Origin of the sequence: Oceanisphaera sp. IT1-181, from assembly GCF_033807535.1 — a bacterium.
GTDB lineage: Bacteria > Pseudomonadota > Gammaproteobacteria > Enterobacterales > Aeromonadaceae > Oceanimonas.
Window position 1 is genome coordinate 2,337,479 of the sequence record NZ_CP136856.1, and the last position, 17,471, is coordinate 2,354,949.

Genomic DNA, 17,471 nt, shown 5'->3' on the forward strand with positions numbered 1-17,471 from the left:
GAAGGCGGCTCAAGGGCAGCGCTACCTTGCATAGTCTACTTAGCGCCCTTGATTTTATGTTGAATTACCGTCCCGCTGTTGGTTATAGCCACCATATTGCGGTGGAGGCGCCTGTGGCGAAGCTGCACTTTGATTTCCACCCTGTTTTTGTGACTGTTGCCCTCCTGGCTGTGGAGCTTTAGCGCCTTGCTGCGGCGGCTTAACGTAGCCCTGATCCTTGAGTAGCTGACAGATACCCGCAGGAATGTGCGAATTAAGCTTCATGGCCTTTAATTTGACTTCGGTACGTGGTTTTCCTGTTTCTTTGTCTTCCCACTGTTCAATTTCGAACTTACCTTCCAAGTCGAGGTAATCCCCAATTGTAAGCGGCGGCAAATCCTTCAATCTTCCCACATCGACGGCAATAAATTGGGTGCGTTCGATAAATTTTTGCTCTTTTTTAGAATAGTAACCATCATCAATGGCCACCACGAACATGCCAAACGGGCCGTATTGACCATGCTTAATGAAGGTTTTAGATACATGACCAGAAATCTGCCACTGATTTTTTTTGTTGCTCTTGGTGATAAACATATTGAATTTCCTCTTGTAAAAATTCCAACTAAGAAAGCCAAGGTAAAGTGATACCTAGTTAAAGGTAGCTGTTGGAAATTTTAAAGCTGAGCGTTACCGCAAAGGGTCGATGGCGTCGTCATCGTTGAGGTGGGGCAGTTGTGCGAACAGTGCTGAGCTAGAGAGCAATGTTGAATGCTTAATTGTTAATGTTGAATGAAAGCGAAGGGACTGCTCGAGTGCTCAGCACCAAGCTAATGCTGAACTTAAAAGCGGTCGAATGAATTCAACCCTACAAAAGGCCAGAGCCAAACCCTCACCTTCGTCATCGCGAGGAGTGTAACGACGCGGCAATCCGGGCCAACGGCCACACAAAAAACACCGCCCTACTGCCGTCATACCGTGCTCGCCACGGTATCTCGATCTTAGTACCAAAACCTAAAAACTAGATCCTGATGGTCATCAGGATGACGGCATAAGTGCGAGATCCTGACGTGCGTCAGGATGACGGCGAAAAACACAGCAGACACAGCCCTACTGCCGTCATACCGTGCTCGCCACGGTATCTTGCTCTTAGTACTAAAGCCTAAAACAAGATCCTGACGTGCGTCAGGATGACGGCTAGAAATACTGCAGACACAGCCCCTACGGCCGTCATACCGTGCTCGCCACGGTATCTCGCTCTTAGTACTAAAACCCAAAACCTAGATCCTAATGGCCATCAGGATGACGGCTTAAAACATCGCTGTGCGTCTTACGCCATAAGTTAAACAAAAACACCGCTCTTTGTGGGAGCGGTGTCTCTGTTTAGCTTGATACTGCTTGTTGTTTTGTTGCACAAAACCGGCCGGCTGAAGCGGCCTCTACTGGGGTAGGTGCTTGGGTTTTCTTTTACCCCTCACACCTTACTCTTCACCCTTCACGGGCGAAGCCCTAGATATAATTAAACAAACTCATGTTTTGGATTTTTCCGAACATGGTTTGAGTGGCTTGTAGGGCGACCATGGTTTGGCTGAATTCGCCGGTGGCTTTGGCGTAGTCTAGGTCTTCCATGCCGCTGCGCAGTTTATTGAGCGTTAATGTCATGTCGGCATGGGTTTCTGCTTGGTTATCGAGACGCTGCATGCGGTTACCCGTGTCGGCTCGCACCCGAGTAAAGTGGACGCCCATAGCATCGAGTTCATCGAGTATATCGCCATACTCACCTTGCCCATTCGCGTTATGGCCATCACTTTCTAACCATGATTTGGCGCGGTTTAAAATATCAAAAACTCCGAGTTCGTCATGGCCTGTGCCGTCTTTGACACTTGAGCTCAGTTTGATTTCATCGCCTACTTTTGCATCACCTTTAATAAGAATATCGACTCCATCGACCGTCATTATATCTCCGGCCGTATAAGGCAATGCCGCAGGCAACGCTGGAATGGTATTTCCATTCGCATCAGTCTTATTAATCATATAAGAGACTTTGCCGAGCTCAGGCGGTGTACGTTCAACAAATTCAATCTGATAGGGGTGAGCATCAGTAAAAGCTCCTCGATCGCTAATACTAGCGCCTTCCACTCGTACCTGATCTGTTCTGGACTCGTCACCCAAATTGTACTTAACGGTAAAATCACCACGCGGATTAGGCACGCCGCCAAACACTAACTCACCGTCATGGTTTAACGCTACTTTAACGCTATTGCCAATCACTATTTGCCGCTGGCCGCTGTCACCGCTGTATTTAATATCGCCATTGGGCTGACGAGTAAAAGGGTCACTGTCGGTTTGAAAACCACCAAAAATGGCTTGGCCAAATTCGTCTTTGCTATTGGCGATATCCAACATTTCATCAAATCGGCTTTGTAACTCATTTTTATAAGCGTCACGCTCTTGCTGTGATATCGCTCCACTGTTGGCTTTGAGCATGATTTCTTTTACTTGCTGAGTGATATTCTCCGCACTGGTTAAACCACTCTCTTCTCGGCGTAAGCGGTTTTCTGCAAGCGTTATATTAGTTTGGTATTGTTGCAGCTTAGTCAACTCTTGCTTGTAGTTAAAAATACCGTTGGCCGCTACTGGGTCGTCACTGGCATATTCAACACGCTTACCGGACGACATTTGACCCAACTGACGGTTTGCCTCAGAAGAGCGGGCACTGATGTTGTCTAGGTTACGCTGAATAAATTGAAAACTGGATATGCGCATGACGATTCCTTAGCGTATTTGCAAGAGCGTGTTCATGGTCTCGGAAGCGACGGTAACCACCCGTGCCGAGGCCATGTAGGACTGCTGAAAACGCAGTAAGTTAGCGGCTTCTTCATCTAGGTTGACCCCAGAGGTAGACAGCATGCGATCGTAAGATTGGTTATAAGACGCCTCGGTCGCCAAGGCTTTTACGCGTTGGTTTTTGGTAAGGCCACCTATTTCTACTGCCGTTTTATTGAGGCTGTCGGTGACTGTGGACTTGCCGTTATCCAGCCATTTTTTGTTTTGAATGTCAGCAAAGGCCAAGGCGTTGGTATTGTTACCCGAGCCTTTCGCTTGTTTGATCACAAATTGATCGTACTGCTCTGGCTTGCCTTTGATGTTAATTTGTACGTCACCAATAGTTATAGCGCCATCTGTAGGAGTGCCGGTGAACAAAGCAGGCACGCTCCCATCTTTATCCGTAACCACATAATTAGTACCATCAAACTTGACGCTCAACGGATACTTGTTCTCATCAATCTTATCGGCTGGTGTCACATCAACCAATTTCACTTCAACTTTCCCAGTACCGGTATTGTCTTTATTGGCATCCACCATCACTGAGCCAGAAGCAGCAATTTGATCACCAGTATTCAGGTTTACTTCTAAATCGTTGCCACCTTGGCGGGTGGGTCGAATAAGCATTTCGTCGTTAGTTTTAGGCGCTTCGCTCAAGGTAATGTTAAAACCTAAATCTGGGTCTAATACCGCAAGTGTCAGCTCTGTACTTGGCGCTACTGGGCCGGTTACACCCACATCATATGCCTTACCCGTGGTGGTATCGGTTAACTTATAATCGGTGCCATCGTACTTAAGCTTGTACTCCCCACCGGTCAGCATGGCGGTGTCGGTAATTTCTACTGCGCCTGTCATGCCTGAGTTACTGCTTAAAAAGCGGTTGGCCTTTGCTTCTGAGGTATTAATATCGGTAAAGAAGTTTTTACCAACCTCGCCGTTTAAATCCACGCCCTGCTTTTGCACTTGGTTAAAGGCATCGGCAATGGAGATGGCCACTTTACCCATATCACTTAAGTTAGGGCCGAGTATTTGGTCACGATAATGAAACAAAGCACCCATTTCGCCGCCAAGGGCTTGGCTGCCTTTAATGCGGGTTGCCAGCTCGGGCTTGCCGGGGGCGGTTAAATACAGTTCGGTTTGTTGTGGATCCGGTGAGCCAGCGCGTACTTCCATGCCGTAGGCTTGGTTACCACTGACTAAGGGCTCGCGCCCGCCTAGCATCACCGAAATCATGCCGTTTTTATCTTTGAGCGTGGTGATTGATACTTCTTGGCCCAGCTCTTGGATCAAGCGATCGCGCTGATCGAGCAAGTCGTTGGGCGAGCCATTAAGGCCCGCATTGGCGATCTCTTGGTTAAGATTGGCAATGCCCGCGGTAATAGAAGACACATGAGCGGCGCGCGAGTCGAGGTCGCGATTTTTAATCGTCATCTCTTGCTCAAGCGAGCTGTAGTATTCGTTAAAGTGGCTGGTAATGTCTTTGGCGTTGGCCAGCATTAACTCGCGGTTACCCAAGTTACCTGGGTTATCCGTGACGGCATTAATGGCTTTATACATGTCGTCGAGACTGGCGGCCAAGCCTTTGTTTACGCCCGCCAAGCTTTGATCCAAGAAGCTTAAGTGATTATACAGAGCCTCAGCGCCTGCTTTTTCGGTGTTGTTGATTAACACGTCTTTAAAGGCGTATTCTTGATACATGCGCGTGACGTCGGTCACCCGAGTACCGGTGCCATAAAACTGGGCGCCCGAGTACATGTGCAGGGTAGTGGATTGCTCTGCCCGCTGGCGGCTAAAGCCTTCGGTGTTCACGTTGGCAATGTTATGACCGGTGGTTGCCAGCTGACTTTGTGCTGCCAGCAAGCCACTCACGCCGGTTTGATACATATCAACAGCCATGATGTGTCCTTATGCTTGTGCTACCAATCGGGTAACGGTATCAAAAATGGAACTGAGTTTGTCGGCATATTTGGGGTCGGTCGCGTAGCCCGCTTGCTGCAACTCTTTAAAATACTGCTTAGGCGAACCGGTTTGTTGCAAGGCGTTGCCGTAGCGCGGGTTCTCATGCAAAAAATCTACATAATTGTTAAAGCTGTCATTAAAGGAGCCATAAGCTCGAAACGGCGCTTTAACCTTTACCGCTATGCCTTGCTCATATTCCAAGGTATTCACCCAAGTTTTAGTGCTCTTCCAACTGTTATCGGCCTTGATGCCAAAAAGATTATGGCTAGAGTCACCATTTTTTAGCCCGATGATCTTTTTACCCCAGCCAGTTTCCAGTGCAGCCTGCGCCAGCATGGCCTCGGGCGGCAATCCCATGCGCTTACCTGCGGCTACTGCAGCGGGCATTAAGCGCTTCACAAAGTCTTCTGGTGTGCGAAACGGTTCACTGGCGTTATAGACCACTGCGTCTTTATCGTTAGCTGACAGGCTAGCGGCTTGTAACGGCGGTCGCGCCATTTCTTTGGCTTTTTCAACCGCGCCTGCTACGCCGTCGGCACCCAATGGCCGCACCACTTTGCCAGAGATACGACGCACATCTGTTAGATCAAACTGGCGAGCTTGGGGCTGAGGTGCGGGCTGTTCACCGCCTAATTGCTTACTCACTAAGTCTGCTAAGCCTAAGCTGCCGCGCTTACTGAGTTCTGCCGACATCTGTTGGTCATGCATATCTTGATAATGTTCGGTGTAGCGGCTGTTCATGGGGCCATCGGATTCAAACACCTTATTGGCCGCACGCATCGATTTAAACAGCTGCTGGGTAAACAAGCTTTCAAACTGGCGCGCAGCTTCGTCCAGCGCCTTGCCTCTGTCTTCGGCAAAACCTTGTTGGCGCAGTTTATCTAACCCTTGGATATCGTTAACCAAGAGGCTATTACTGTATGAATCGACCGGTTTCATCCGCTACTCCTAAAAAAACATACCCGACACCAAACCGTGCCGAATAAATTGGCACCTACAAAAACCAAAACCCAGAACCCAGAACCCAGAACCAGATCCTGACGTGCGTCAGGATGACGGCGAAAAACACAGCAGACACAGCCCCTACGGTCGTCATACCGTGCTCGCCACGGTATCTCGCTCTTAGCACTAAAACCTAAAACCAGATCCTGATGGTCATCAGGATGACGGCATAAGTGCGAGATCCAGACGTGCGTCAGGATGACAGCTAAAACAAACAAAACATACCGCACTTTGCCTAGCTGGGCGCTTGGTGCTGGGTGCCGGGCGCTGCTTTTAAATAATCACCAGCTCGCCTTGGATGGCGCCGGCTTGGCGCAGGGCTTCTAAGATGGCGACTAGGTCTCCGGGGGCCACGCCTACTTGATTCACTGCGCGCACTAAGTCGTCGAGCGTAGTGCCGGTGTCGAGCTTAAACATGCGCGAGTCTTGTTGTTGAACATTAACAGTACTGTTGGGCACCACTACGGTTTCGCCGCCCGCCAGTGCATTGGGCTGTGACACCTCTGGGTTTTCAGAAATCATAATGGTTAAGCCACCGTGGGTAATAGCGGCGGGTTTAAGCCGCACATTTTGGCCTATCACTATGGTGCCGGTGCGCGAGTTAACTATGATTTTGGCGGACTCGTCGGCCACGTCTATCACTAGATTTTCTAGCGTCGACAAATAACTGACGCGCTCACTTGGGTCGCGCGGAGCATACACCTGCACCGAGGTAGCATCTAATGCTTGTGCATTATTGGGGCCCACCAAGTCGTTAATGGTCTCGGCCATGCGTTTAGCCGTGGTGAAATCTGAACGATGTAAGTTAAAGGTAATGGTATCGCCACGGCCAAAGGAGCTTTCAACTTCACGCTCTACCATAGCGCCAGCAGGAATACGGCCCACGGTCGGAATGTTAATCATGATGGACGAGCCATCGGCGCCCTCAGCACCCAAACCGCCGACTATTAAGCTGCCTTGGGCCAGCGCATACACACGCCCGTCCACACCTTTTAAGAAGGTTTGCAGCAAGGTGCCGCCACGTAGGCTTTTCGCCTCACCAATGGCCGATACGGTAATGTCGATGGTCTGGCCGGGCTTAGCAAAAGCGGGCAGTTCGGCGTGCACCGCCACCGGTGCCACGTCATTCATTTTAGGCCGCATGTTTTCTGGCACTGTAATGCCAAAGTTATTGAGCATGGTTCTAAAAGTTTGCGCGGCAAAGGCGTTGTTACGCTCGCCAGTACCGGGTAAACCCACCACCAAGCCATAACCCACCAATTGGTTGGCTCGCACGCCGGCCACCGAGCTAATGTCTTTAATACGCGCCGCCTGCGCAGGCATTATCGCCCCCGCCAATAAGGTTAAGCTCAGTAATAATCCGGTGAGCTGCTTCATGTATTTCTCCTGAGAACCTAAAACAAAACGGGAAACAATATCTAAAACGAGATCCTGACGTGCGTCAGGAAGACGGCTAAAACAAAATATAACCTGTAGCCGCCACTTGTTTTTAAGCAGAGGGTTTCGGCGGGCCAGCGCAGCTGGCTTTAAATATCTAAAACCAAAACCCAAACCAAACCGTGGCGAAGTCCTCTTTACCTAAGAGACGGCCACCTACAAGTGACAATACCTACAAAAATCACCTAACCCCGTAGCCGCCACTTGTTTTTATGCAGAGGGTTTCGCCGGGCCAGCATAGCTGGCTGTTTAAATCAAAACCGTGGCGAATAAATTGCCACCTACAACAGGGCCAGCTACCAAACACCTAAAACGAGATCCTGACGTGCGTCAGGAAGACGGCTAAAACAAAACATAACCTGTAGCCGGCAATTTATTCGCCGGTTCGCCTTAGCGAATATAGGTTGAATACCCAACACCAAACCGTGCCGAATACTCTTTACCTAAGAGACGGGCACCTACAAAGTTCAAGACCTACAAAAACACCGAATTTATTGGGCTTGGCACTTTCTTTAACCCTTCACGCCTCACGCTTCACTCGCGCTTAAAAAGGCATCCAAGGGCTGTTGAAGAAGGTGGATAACCAGCCGCGGGTTTGGGTGTTGGCAAAGTCGCCGGTGCCGCCGTAGTAAATGCGTGCGTTAGCCACGCGATTAGACTCTACGCGGTTGTCGGCACCAATGTCTTGCGGGCGGATCATGCCGCTAATGCGCACGTATTCCTCGCCGGTATTGAGCATGAGCCACTTTTCGCCCTGCACCATTAAATTACCGTTGGCCAGCACTTGAGATACGCTCACAGTAATGCTGCCTTGTAAGCTGTTGCTTTGATTAGTGTTAGCTTGGCCGTCAAACTCGTTGCCGCTCGACATAGACGCACTGAGCGGATAACCGCCAATTGAAATATCTTTCCCGCCGATATTAGGTGCGGCAATGTTAACGCTGGAGTCTTTCGCTTGCTGAGTGGTGGCCCGCTTTTGCGCACGAGTAGACTCAGCCAATTCCACGGTAATAATGTCACCAACGCGGTGCGCTTTAATGTCGGAATACAGGCTGTTGGCGTAGTTATCCTGAAAAATCGAGCCGTTAGGCTCTAATTGCTGTGCGCTCAGGCTAGGAATAACAGGCGCAAATGCCGGATCGTCGGGTTTAGGGGTATAAGGCGTACTGGCACAGCCTGCTAAACTTAAGCCCCCTATCACCACCACACTTATGGCCATCATTAGTTTGCGCATCGGCTCTACCTGCTTTTATTCAATTACAGCTGCTGATTAACGTAAGCCATCATTTCATCGACCGACGAGATAACCTTGGAGTTCATCTCATACACCCGCTGGGCTTGGATCAAGTTCACCAACTCTTCGGTCACGTTCACGTTTGAGGTTTCCAACATACCTTGCTTGATGGTGCCGTAGCCGTCGGCACCGGCAATGCCTTGCATAGCAGCGCCACTAGACTGAGTCTCTAAATACAAGTTTTCACCTTTGGGCTGCAAGCCCGCAGGGTTAGCGAAGTCGGTAATAATAAACTGGCCGATAACTTGTGACTGGGCTTGGCCGGCGATTTGTACCGACACTTCACCATTGGTGCCTACGCTGATGCTTTGCGCGTTATCGGGGATCTGCATTTCCGGCTGCAATGGGTAACCATTACCCGGCGTCACAATTACGCCCTCTTCGTTCAAAGCAAATTGACCATTACGGGTATAACCGGTGGTGCCATCGGGCAATTGCACTTCAAAAAATCCGCGGCCGTCAATCATCACATCCAGCGCGTTATCTGTGGTCTGCACACTGCCCTGAGTAAAGGTTTTTTGGGTGGCCACCACCTTACTACCAGCACCTAACATTAAGCCGGAGGGCAAGTTGGTGTCCGCCGTAGCACGACCACCGGGCTGGTGAACGTTTTGATAGAGCAAGTCTTCAAAAATCGCCCGGCCTTTTTTAAAACCAATGGTGCTGGCGTTCGCCAAGTTATTGGAGGTGACCGAGATATTGGTCTGCTGAGCGTCTAAGCCGGTTTTACTAATCCATAATGCGGGGTTCATTACACTCTCCTTTTATGCCTTTAACTACTTAGATGCGCAGCAGCTGAGCATGGGCTTTATCGTTTTCTTCTGCGTGACTCATCATTTTTAATTGGGTCTCAAAGCGGCGCTGCAGATCGATCAAATGGGTCATTTCGGCTACCGGGTTCACGTTACTGCCCTCCAGTGCGCCAGCAATCAGTTGTACTTGCGCGGAGGCCGCTTCGGCTTGACCGTCTTTACGACGAAACAGGCCATCTTGGCCTTTTTCCAGATCCGCATTGTTGGGCAGTACGGTTTTAATACGCTGCAGCTCAGCACCGCCGTTAGCGGGTTCGCCTTCTAAGCGGGCGAAGATGGTGCCGTCTTTGTTAATTTCCATTTTCTCTAACGGCAGCGGCAAAAAGATCGGCCCGCCGTTATCGTCTAATACGTTTAAGCCATTACTGGTTTGCAAGCGGCCATCTGGCGTGACTTGCAAGCTACCAAAGCGGGTATAGGCCTCGCCGCCATCTTTTGCTTCTACTGCCAACCAGCCGTCACCGGCTACGGCAACGTCAAGATCTCGACCTGTGGTTTGTATGGGGCCGGTGGCAAAGTTTTGCCCCGGTCGCTCCGTCATGGCAAACACGCGAGTGGGCATGCCCTCGCCAAAGGCTTGCATGGCGCGCGCTTGCTCCATGTCGGCTTTAAAGCCGGTGGTATTGGCGTTGGCGAGGTTATTAGAGCGCACGGCCACGCTGTGCATGTTTTCTTTGGCGCCAGACATGGCGATATAAAGCAATTTGTCCATTTCAGCTCCGCCGGCGCTTGCCGAATAAGTACTGATTAATGCTGATAAGCCGCAGAGTCTCTGCCACTGACCGCTAATTGACTAAACTATTGGTTAAATACAATGCAAGATTAGTGCCACTAACACAATGTGAGGGGTAAGGCGTGAAGCGTGAGGAGCTAACATAAACCGACCGCAGAGCGGCCAAAGCACATTCCCACGCAGAGCATGGGAACGAGGGGGCTCACTATTCACAGAATAATGCTGTTAAGAGTTTTGCTAAGCAAAACCGGCCGACTAAAGGCGGCCTCTTGAATGCACAAACAAAACACCGCCTGTTGTAGGCTCTTATCACTATGCCGTCATACCGTGCTCGCCACGGTATCTCGCTCTTAGTACTAAAACCTAAAAACTAGATCCTGATGGTCATCAGGATGACGGCTAAAAATGCGGCAGGCATCAGCTCATAACACAAACAAAACACCGCCTGTTGTAGGCTCTTATCACTATGCCGTCATACCGTGCTCGCCACGGTATCTCGCTATTAGTACTAAAACCTAAAAACTAGATCCTGATGGTCATCAGGATGACGCAATAAAGACAAACACCGTACTTTGTAGTCCACCACTATTTACAAAGAAGAAACACTCAGCCAAACACTACACAGCGCTCCTTGTAGCTTCGCGCTTTAGCTGCGAATTCTGCGAAGCAGAAGACTTAGGGTGATTTAGGTCTAAAAACAAAATCCCGCTAAGACGGGACTAGCAGCTAAAGCGCTAGCCTACAAAACACCGCCTTACGTTAAAGACAAACACCGCTTTTGGTTAGCTCTTCTAACTATGCCGTCATGCCGTATATGGACTCCTTCTGTATGACAACCGTCTTTGAACATAAAATAAGCAGCATGGGTAAGGAGCTGGCGTATATTCGGACTCTCATTGGGGAGCTACCCCTGTCCCTTGATGTATTCGCACCTTCAGGCCTCTGCGGACTTACGGCATGGTTTGCACACTGGCATGAACAGGCTTTCTGAAGGTTGGTCTCACCTCTTAACTGTATCTGCGCTCATGTTGGGTCATCATTTAACTCGGTTGTTCGGTTGTTCGTTCAGTTGACGGATTGACTCAGCTACGCGCTGACTAATAATGTGGGCCGATGATATTCTTCACCATGACGCAACATCGCCCAGGCGGTACGGACTGTTTTGTTGGCCAGACCCACTGAAGCGATGCCAAAGCCACGTCGCTGCATCATGGCTTTCAGCCAGGCCTCTTTCTGATTAACCGGTTCTCTTTTCTGTAATTTTTGCAAAACGGAACGCGCGCCCTGAATAAGGTTCGAACGCTGCTGCCTTTTGCCGTGGCGTTTACCAATACCTCCCATCACGACCTTGCCACCCGTACTAAACTGTTTGGGTGTGACACCCACGCAGGCCGCCGCTTCCCGACCGGAGGCGAAGTTGCCACCGTTAGTACCTAACATCAGATAGAGATGCAACGCATTGACCGGGCCCACGCCTTCTAACTTCATCAACTTTGCGCAACTTGGATGTTGTTTGATTAACTTATCACGCCTCGCTTCTAACGCTTGAAAGCGCTGAGTCAAGGATAAGTAAGCTTGCCACAGCTCTGATAGCTCATCGCGTAATGGCATCGGGATCTCGTTCTCCGCGTCTTCCAGAATAAGGGGTATCGCCGCACGCAAACCCGCGAAACCTTTAGTAATGGTGATACCAAACTCAAATATCAGGGCTCTGATTAGGTTACTGGTCGCCGTGCGCTGATCTTGCATGTGCTCCCGGATACGCTCTATGCTTTGCAGCCCTTGTTGCTCCGTTGACTTGGGGGTGACGGTTTTTAATCCTGGATGTGATAGTGCCGCACCGATAGCTTCCGCATCGTTATGATCGGTTTTATGTCCGAGCCGAAATGCAGCCACAATTTTAGGGGCGATAATCACCGGCTTATGCCCCATAGTTTCGACGGTACGAGCCCAATAATGTGCAGAGCCACACGCCTCCATCGCCACGACGCAAGCAGGATGCTTACTGAGCATGGCAGTAAGCTGAGCACGGGTATAAGCGCGGTTACGCTGCGTTTTATTATTCTTAAGGGTGCACGCTTGGAACGAATGTTTTGCCAAATCGAGGGCAATGACAGTATCGTGTTTCATGTATGGACTCCTTCCGATTGAGGACTCGGGGTTGTGGTAAACTTACCGTACTCCTCTGAGGGTGAAGGAGTCCATACATCGGACGCGCTCCGGTATCTCGCACTTGGTATTAAAGCCAAAACGAGATCCTGACGTGCGTCAGGATGAGGGAATAAAAAGGCCAGAACCCCATCCCTTCGTCATTGCGAGGAGTGTAACGACGCGGCAATCCATGGTTGGGACCCTGTGCAGGCGTGCAGAATGGATTGCCGCGCTACGCTCGCAAAGACGGCATAAGGGCATAACACACCAGTTTTTTGGCCGTCATACCGGGCTAGATCCGGTATCTCGCTTTTGGTACTAAAACTAAAACGAGATCCTGATTTTCATCAGGAAGACGGCGTAAACACCGGTCTTTATTTGGTTTTGCGTTCAAGTTTAAAGTTTTGCTACGCAAAACCGGCCGAATAAATTGGCCTCTACAAAAGCAAAACCAAACACCGCCTTTGCGTGTGAGGCGTTATGGTTGTTCTTACGGCCCCACAAAAAAACACCGCTCTTTATGGGAGCGGTGTTTTTTTGGCTTCATTCAACATTAAGCATTTAAAATGAAACATTCCCGCTAGCGGGTGACTTAAACCTTAAATCCGACACCTTTGTTGATGCCTTTGGTGTGACCTTTTTGGTCATAGGTCATACTTTGCCGTTCGTGCAGGCGGCTTAAAATATTGGCAAGTTGGCGAACACCGTTGAGCGATTGCTCGAGTAATTGCTCGGCAACCTGGCTTTGCTCTTGGCATTGCTCAACTAACTGGCGCAGGCTATTAACTTGAGGCAGATAATCACCGCTTAAACGCTCGCGCTCCGGATGATTGGCAAGCTCGGCATCGGTGCTTTGAATTTGTGTCAGCAAGGTCTGTTTCTGCTCAGTTAATGGCGGCAGCTCCAGCGCTTTGCGGTGCACGATCAACTCAAGCTCCTGTTGGGTAATGGTTAACAGTTGCTCGAGTTGGGATTTTTGTTGAACTAGCAGCGCAGCAAGCGACATATTAGAGGCCTTCTAAGTCTTGCTCAAAACGTGAGATATTGGCGGCCAGTCGGTCACTGTCTACTTGGTAGCTGCCTTCGTTGATGGCTTTTTTCAGTGCCTCTAAGCGGGCGCTATTATCCGGTGCCGGCGTGTTAGCCAGCGAGTGCTGCACTTGACTCAAGCGCTGAGCCTGCGGCGTTAGCGTGACTGAGTCTTGCTTAGGCGCCACCGTATTGGGCGTGTTGCTTGGCGCGGCATCTGTGGCCACGCTTTGCTTATATTTGTTGTTGGTCAGCGGCGTACTGGTGCTGATCCCTACGGGTAATTTGTCGATAGCCATGATGTTAATGTCCTATTCTGCTGCTGCGTACAAGGGGTATCGGCTTGTTTGTTGATAACTTTAGCAGAATTTACAACTTAACCTGCACCTGACCGGCGGCCACAATTTGTGCGCTAATTTCTCGGCCCGAGTTAACATTGCTGATGCGAATGGTGTCATTAAAAGAGCCATCCTCTTTGGCCAAACCATCGGTTTTTATGCTGAGCCCACCGGTTTGCGCCAAAATACTGACTCTGTCACCCTTGCATACCACGCATAATTGACTGCTTAAAATCGGTTGTCCGGCGCGCAAGTCTCGTTTGCTGCGTGAGCCAATAAGCTCACTCGGGTTGCTAAATACACCGCCGCGCAATAGCACTTCATCTTGATAATCCACGCTCAAATGCTGCGCTTGCAGCAAGGTATTACGTGTTATCGGGTCGCTGGCCGTTACCACCGGCTTAAGCACTTTTACTCGCACTGGCACAAAGATTTCCCAGCTGGGAGTTTCATGACACTGCAAAAATACGTGCGTATTGCGCTTCACATCACCGGCACCGCGAATATCGGCGGTAAGTTGGCCTAAACATTCGGTCAAGGCTATGCGGGTATCTATGCTGGCGGCAGTCACTTCTAGTTTGTCGTCCGGCTGCAAGGGCACTAAATCTCGCACATAGTCTTCGGCGTAGCGGCGAATTTCATCATGCACATTACTGGCACCCAGCGTTTGCGCCTGTAATGGGCCCATATTGGCTGAGAGCAAGAATAGGATAAAGACGGGCAAGTTTGATAAATTGCTCAAACTGCGCAAGGCTGCGCTTAAGGGTAAAAAAATTCTGTTAAGCATTCTTTCCTCTTGGCCGATATAAAAGCAGTGGCTCATGTCACGTAGTGGCTGAGCGCTGTTGGCGTCGGTCATTAGCGGGTGCTAAGCTAACGCTCGGTTCGCATAAATCAGCGCTATCAATACGCACTACCTATAAGCATACTTATCGCATAATGCATAAAACATGCCATGGACGGACAAGCATACCACGGCCTTAATGGAGAAACTGTATGGCGGGCGTACTCGACTCGGTAAACCAAAGAACACAACTGGTGGGTCAGAACAGGTTGGAATTATTACTGTTCAGGCTTAACGGGCGTCAACGATTTGGCATTAACGTGTTCAAGGTTAAAGAGGTGTTGCAGTGCCCTAAGCTGACGGTATTGCCGCAGCGTAATGCCGTTATTAAAGGCGTGGCTAATATACGTGGTAAAACCATCTCTATTATTGATATCAGTAAAGCCATGGGCGGGCAACCTGTTGAGCAGACTGAGAATAGCTTTGTGATTATTTCTGAATATAACCGTTCGGTGCAGGGTTTTTTAGTAGGCTCGGTAGACCGTATTGTGAATATGAATTGGGAAGCTATTTTACCGCCGCCTATAGGAACAGGCCGCTCTAATTATATGACTGCCGTTACTGAAATTGACGGTGAGCTAGTAGAGATATTAGACGTAGAAAAAATTCTCGATGAAATTGCGCCGCGCAACGTTATAGTTAAACAAGAATTGGTTGATGAAGTCTCTCATTTAATGACTGCCGAGCAAAAGCCCATTTTAATTGCCGATGACTCTTCTGTTGCCCGTCGTCAAATTCAAAAAACCATGGAAACACTGGGCCTGGAATGCATAGTGGTAGAAAACGGCAAGCTGGCGCTCAATAAATTGCGTGAGTTAGCAGCCCTTGGTCCGATTCTTGAACAGTTGTCTATGGTGATTTCTGATGTAGAAATGCCAGAAATGGATGGCTATACCTTAACGTCAGAAATTCGTAGTAATCCAGCCCTTAAAGATCTGCATGTTATTTTACATACCTCATTAAGTGGTGTGTTTAACAAAGCATTGATTGAAAAAGTCGGCGCCGATAATTTTATCGCCAAATTCCATCCCGACGAGCTGGCATCAGCCGTGAAGGCTGCACTCTAAATTGCTGTAAAGGACACAGATGAAAAATCTGACCGAGGAACAATACCGCGCGTTTTGTCATTTTCTAGAAACTAGCACCGGCATAGTGCTGGGAGATAACAAGCAGTATTTGGTTAAAAGCCGCTTGTCACCTTTGCTGGCGCGTTTTCAAATAGAATCGTTAGATGAGCTGATTGTAAAATCCATGAGCTTGCGCGAGCGAGAGCTAAAAACGGCGGTGATCGATGCCATGACCACCAATGAAACCTTATGGTTTCGTGACAACTATCCTTTTACCTTGCTTACCGAAAAGCTGTTTCCCGAGTTAGCAAAGCCAGGTAAAACATTAAAAGTATGGTCGGCGGCCAGCTCCTCGGGCCAAGAGCCGTACTCCATTGCTATGACCGCATTAGAGTATCAGGCCCGTAAACCGGGCGGTTTGCCGGGGCTGCAAATAGTGGCCACGGATATTTCTACCAGCATGTTGGAGCAATGTAAGAGTGGCATTTACGACAGCCTATCGCTGGCGCGCGGTTTATCCCCGGAGCGCAGAAGCCACTTTTTTACCCCGTTAACGGAAGGCAAGATGCAGCTGCAACAGAAAGTAAGAAGCATGGTCAACTTTCGACCGTTCAACTTGCTAGACAGCTACAGCTTGCTGGGTAAATTTGACATTATATTTTGCCGCAACGTGTTAATTTACTTTTCATCGGCCAATAAAACCAAGATCCTGAATCAATTTGCCCAATCGTTAAATCCCGGTGGCTATCTGCTACTCGGCGCCTCTGAGTCACTCACCGGCTTATCAGATAAATTTGAAATGATCCGCTGCAACCCCGGCATCATCTACCGCATTAAATAATTTAAGGCCCGCAAGGGCCTTTTTTATTGGGTCTTTACCATTCTAAATTCTCGCCTTACGCCTTACCTACAGATAGCTATATCGTAGGTTAAAGGTATGAGGCAGGGTTTACTGTTGTTGCTGTTGTTGCTGTTGTTGTTGTTGTTGTTGTTAGTGCTGATGATTTCAACCCATCCTGCTTCGCAGGACCGGCGAAGTCCTCTTTACCAAAGAGACGGCCGGCTACAGGTATCAGTCTTTCGTAGGTGGCAATTTATTCGCCACGGTTTTGCTGTTGATCTTTTGTAGGCTGCCATTGTTTCTATAAAGAGTATTAGGCAGTCCCGCCTCAGCGGGATTTCAAATCCACCCAGCTACGCTGGCCCGCCGAAGTCCTTTTCATCAAAGAGGCGGCCGGCTACAAGTACCGCCGAAACTCTTTGTTTTTGTAGGTGGCAATTTATTCGCCACGGTTTTGCTGTTGATCTTTTGTAGGCTGCCATTATTTATATCAAGAGTATTAGGCAGTCCCGCCTCAGCGGGATTTCAAATCCATCCCGCTACGCTGGCCCGGCGAAGTCCTTTTTACCAAAGAGACGGCCGGCTACAAAAGGAAGATCTCACGCCTTACGTCTCACGTTCTGCCGTCATCCTGACGCACGTCAGGATCTCGCTTTAGTTTTAAGAGCAAAGAGCGAGATACCGAGGCAAGCTCGGTATGACGGAAAAGAGCGGTGGTTTTGTAGGCGAACACTTGTTCTCGCATTACGCCGTAGGCGTAAGTCTTTAAACCCTCCAGCTGCGCTGGCCGGCGAAACTCTTTGTTCTAATGCCGTCTTCCTGATGACCATCAGGATCTCGGTTTTGGTTTTAAACATAAGAGCGAGATACCGAAGCAAGTTCGGTATGACGGCAAAGTGCGGTGTGTTGTTTTAGCCGTCTTCCTGATGAAAATCAGGATCTCGGTTTATATGGGGAGTTTTTCTGCGAAAAACCAGCCGGCTAAAGCGGCTTCTACAAGAGCTGGTATTATCGTTTTAGTTAAGCTCACCATTCACCATTCACCATTGCGCTATAGCTGGCATGAGTCTTGCTTGTATTTAGGTGAGAGTCTGGACATAAGTCTAGGTTTAGGGCAAGCACACCGCTTTAAGAGCCCAGAACAACACATAATTTAAGCCGC

Annotated in this window: 14 protein-coding genes; 2 read left to right on the forward strand and 12 right to left on the reverse strand. The window is 49.3% G+C overall.

Going from position 1 to position 17,471, the window contains the following annotated elements:
• Window positions 1-54 precede the first annotated feature (54 nt).
• The 12 genes from R0134_RS10405 to flgA form a co-directional block, all read right to left on the reverse strand.
• Window positions 55-573 carry a hypothetical protein gene (locus R0134_RS10405; RefSeq protein WP_319781847.1) on the reverse strand — a complete coding sequence of 173 codons (519 nt, stop codon included), beginning with the start codon at window positions 571-573 and terminating at the stop codon, window positions 55-57.
• Between the two features lie 912 nt (window positions 574-1,485).
• A complete protein-coding gene (gene flgL / locus R0134_RS10410; protein WP_319781848.1) occupies window positions 1,486-2,742 on the reverse strand; it encodes a flagellar hook-associated protein FlgL in 1,257 nt (418 codons plus the stop codon).
• A gap of 9 nt (window positions 2,743-2,751) precedes the next feature.
• Entirely contained in the window at window positions 2,752-4,698 is a 1,947-nt protein-coding gene (flgK, locus tag R0134_RS10415) for a flagellar hook-associated protein FlgK (RefSeq protein ID WP_319781849.1), read from the reverse strand.
• Window positions 4,699-4,707: 9 nt separating this feature from the next.
• Window positions 4,708-5,700 carry a flagellar assembly peptidoglycan hydrolase FlgJ gene (gene flgJ / locus R0134_RS10420; RefSeq protein ID WP_319781850.1) on the reverse strand — a complete coding sequence of 331 codons (993 nt, stop codon included), beginning with the start codon at window positions 5,698-5,700 and terminating at the stop codon, window positions 4,708-4,710.
• A 336-nt stretch (window positions 5,701-6,036) separates the two neighbouring features.
• Window positions 6,037-7,140 carry a flagellar basal body P-ring protein FlgI gene (locus R0134_RS10425; protein WP_413641398.1) on the reverse strand — a complete coding sequence of 368 codons (1,104 nt, stop codon included), beginning with the start codon at window positions 7,138-7,140 and terminating at the stop codon, window positions 6,037-6,039.
• 604 nt (window positions 7,141-7,744) lie between these two features.
• Complete coding sequence (gene flgH, locus R0134_RS10430; RefSeq protein WP_413641399.1) at window positions 7,745-8,434, reverse strand: flagellar basal body L-ring protein FlgH; 690 nt, start codon at window positions 8,432-8,434, stop codon at window positions 7,745-7,747.
• 23 nt (window positions 8,435-8,457) lie between these two features.
• Window positions 8,458-9,246, reverse strand: a complete 789-nt coding sequence (flgG, locus tag R0134_RS10435) for a flagellar basal-body rod protein FlgG (protein ID WP_319781851.1) — start codon at window positions 9,244-9,246, stop codon at window positions 8,458-8,460.
• Between the two features lie 28 nt (window positions 9,247-9,274).
• Entirely contained in the window at window positions 9,275-10,018 is a 744-nt protein-coding gene (gene flgF, locus R0134_RS10440) for a flagellar basal-body rod protein FlgF (protein ID WP_319781852.1), read from the reverse strand.
• Window positions 10,019-11,125: 1,107 nt separating this feature from the next.
• Entirely contained in the window at window positions 11,126-12,169 is a 1,044-nt protein-coding gene (locus R0134_RS10445; protein ID WP_319781853.1) for an IS110 family transposase, read from the reverse strand.
• 613 nt (window positions 12,170-12,782) lie between these two features.
• Window positions 12,783-13,196 carry a flagellar protein FlgN gene (locus tag R0134_RS10450; RefSeq protein WP_319781854.1) on the reverse strand — a complete coding sequence of 138 codons (414 nt, stop codon included), beginning with the start codon at window positions 13,194-13,196 and terminating at the stop codon, window positions 12,783-12,785.
• Window position 13,197: 1 nt separating this feature from the next.
• Window positions 13,198-13,518, reverse strand: a complete 321-nt coding sequence (gene flgM / locus R0134_RS10455; protein WP_319781855.1) for a flagellar biosynthesis anti-sigma factor FlgM — start codon at window positions 13,516-13,518, stop codon at window positions 13,198-13,200.
• A gap of 70 nt (window positions 13,519-13,588) precedes the next feature.
• A complete protein-coding gene (flgA, locus tag R0134_RS10460; RefSeq protein WP_319781856.1) occupies window positions 13,589-14,344 on the reverse strand; it encodes a flagellar basal body P-ring formation chaperone FlgA in 756 nt (251 codons plus the stop codon).
• Between the two features lie 209 nt (window positions 14,345-14,553).
• On the opposite strand from flgA, the gene R0134_RS10465 reads away from it, so the two are divergent.
• Both R0134_RS10465 and R0134_RS10470 read left to right on the forward strand, forming a co-directional pair.
• Window positions 14,554-15,468, forward strand: a complete 915-nt coding sequence (locus R0134_RS10465) for a chemotaxis protein CheV (RefSeq protein ID WP_319781857.1) — start codon at window positions 14,554-14,556, stop codon at window positions 15,466-15,468.
• A gap of 19 nt (window positions 15,469-15,487) precedes the next feature.
• A complete protein-coding gene (locus R0134_RS10470) occupies window positions 15,488-16,309 on the forward strand; it encodes a protein-glutamate O-methyltransferase CheR (RefSeq protein WP_319781858.1) in 822 nt (273 codons plus the stop codon).
• Window positions 16,310-17,471 lie beyond the last annotated feature (1,162 nt).